The organism is Pseudomonas sp. FW305-70, from assembly GCF_058783925.1.
In genome coordinates this window covers 1-1,821 of record NZ_JBYSYZ010000088.1, presented here as the reverse complement: position 1 = coordinate 1,821, position 1,821 = coordinate 1, and the positions used below count along the sequence as shown (strand labels likewise).

1 protein-coding gene is annotated in these 1,821 nt (G+C 63.5%); it reads right to left on the bottom strand.

What is annotated here, in order from left to right:
• Positions 1-189: 189 nt before the first annotated feature.
• Complete coding sequence (locus tag AC3WN7_RS28575) at positions 190-1,692, bottom strand: aldehyde dehydrogenase family protein (protein ID WP_102675862.1); 1,503 nt, start codon at positions 1,690-1,692, stop codon at positions 190-192.
• Positions 1,693-1,821 lie beyond the last annotated feature (129 nt).

Below are 1,821 nucleotides of genomic sequence, written 5' to 3'. Positions count from 1 at the left end.
CGAAGGCGGTGTGTCAGATAACACTATGTCAACTGATACACCGCCTTCGCGAGCAAGCCCGCTCCCACAAGGGTATGTGTTGCTTAAGAAACATTCGCCCCCAACACCAGATCCACAAACGCCACCGACGCCACACTGCCGATATTTCAAAAAAGTGACCGCCCTTGCAGCGGTCACTGTTTCCCCGTCTCAGCGTTTGACGCCCAGATCGATCTGGGTCATGCGACTACGGATGGTGAACACGCCATCACCCGAGAGAATCGCACTGCGCGCAAACAGGCGCCCGCTCTCCCAGTTCGAAAGACCCAGTTCCGGCTTGTTCAACGCGTACTGGCCGTCGACCCAACGGGTGATGCCATTGCCGACAAAAGGCGCGTTGACCGCGTTGTAGAAACGCTCCTGGGTCTCGGCGCTTTCACTGATCAAGGACACGGTGAACTGCGGGCTGTAGCGATTGAACAAGGCAATGGCAGTGTCCAGGTCGTCGACGATTTTCAGGCTGACTTCCGGGGTTTCTTCCCACTCCCATTCGCGACCCAATTGATCTTCCGGCAACGGCTCGGCCTGGGCTTCGGTCTGATAGCCTTCGGCGCGGTACACCTCGACCGTGGCAGCCAGCCAGTCTTGCGCCAGGTGCGACTCGCTGCCTTCGACGATGTGCAGCTTGCAGCCCTGCCCCCGCGCGGTGCCGGCCTGCTTGAGTGCATCGAGGAACAGCGGCACCAGTTCAGCGGCGCGGTCGCGGTGAATCAGGCAGACGTTCAGGGTGTTGCAGACTTTGCGGTCCAGGGAGTTGCGCACCACGGCGGCAAAACGCTGGGCGTCGGCATCGGCGTTGGCGATCAGCCAGGCGCCACCGGTACCGTGCAGGCTGACCGCCGTGCCGGCCTGCTGCGCGATACTGCCCAACTGGCTGACGGCGCGACCCGAACCGCGGGCCACCGCCAGTGACAGGCGGCGGTCAGCGAACATCGCCCAACCGGCGGCGTGGTTGACGCTTTCCACCAGCGACACCGCACCGGCCGGCAAGCCGGCGTCGTTCAGTGCAGGGTTCAGTGCATGGGTAACGATCGCCTGGGCGGTGCCCAACGCATCACTGCCGATGCGCAGCACGGCGGTGTTGCCGGTGCGCAACACACCGGCCGCATCGGCAAACACATTCGGCCGGCCTTCGAAGACGAACGCGACAATGCCCAACGGCGAGACCACTTGCTCGACCTTCCAGCCATCGTGTTCGACGCAGCTGATCACCTTGCCCCGACTGGCCGCGGCATCACGCCACGCGCGCAGGCCGGCGATCATGTCGCGACGCATGCGCTCATCGGCCAGCAACCGGGTGGTCGAGCGGCCGCGCGCCTTGGCCCGTTCGATGTCGGCCAGGTTGGCGGCCTCGATCAAGGTCCAGCATTCCGGGGTTTCCAGACGTTGGGCAAACAGGTCGAAGAAAGCGCTGATCGCTTGATCAGACACCGCCGACAGCGCGGTAAACGCCGCTTGGGCGCGCTCGATCGCGACGTTGGCCGCTTGCTGGTCCACCACGGGAATCAACAACAACTCGCCGCTGACCTGCTCCACCAGCAGGTGATCACCGGGCTGGAAGCGTTGCGCCAGTTCGGGGCTGACGACGGTGACACGATTGCCGGCGAAAGGGATGGGCGTACCAGCGACTAGACGTTCGAGCGCGAGAGACATGAAGCGGTTTCACCATGCAGGGGGCGGCCGGAAAATGTATAGCAATTTCCCCGGAGCGTCACGCTTCGCACCGGTGATCCCCTGTGGGAGCGGGCTTGCTCGCGAAGGGGGTGTGTCAGGCAACATCCG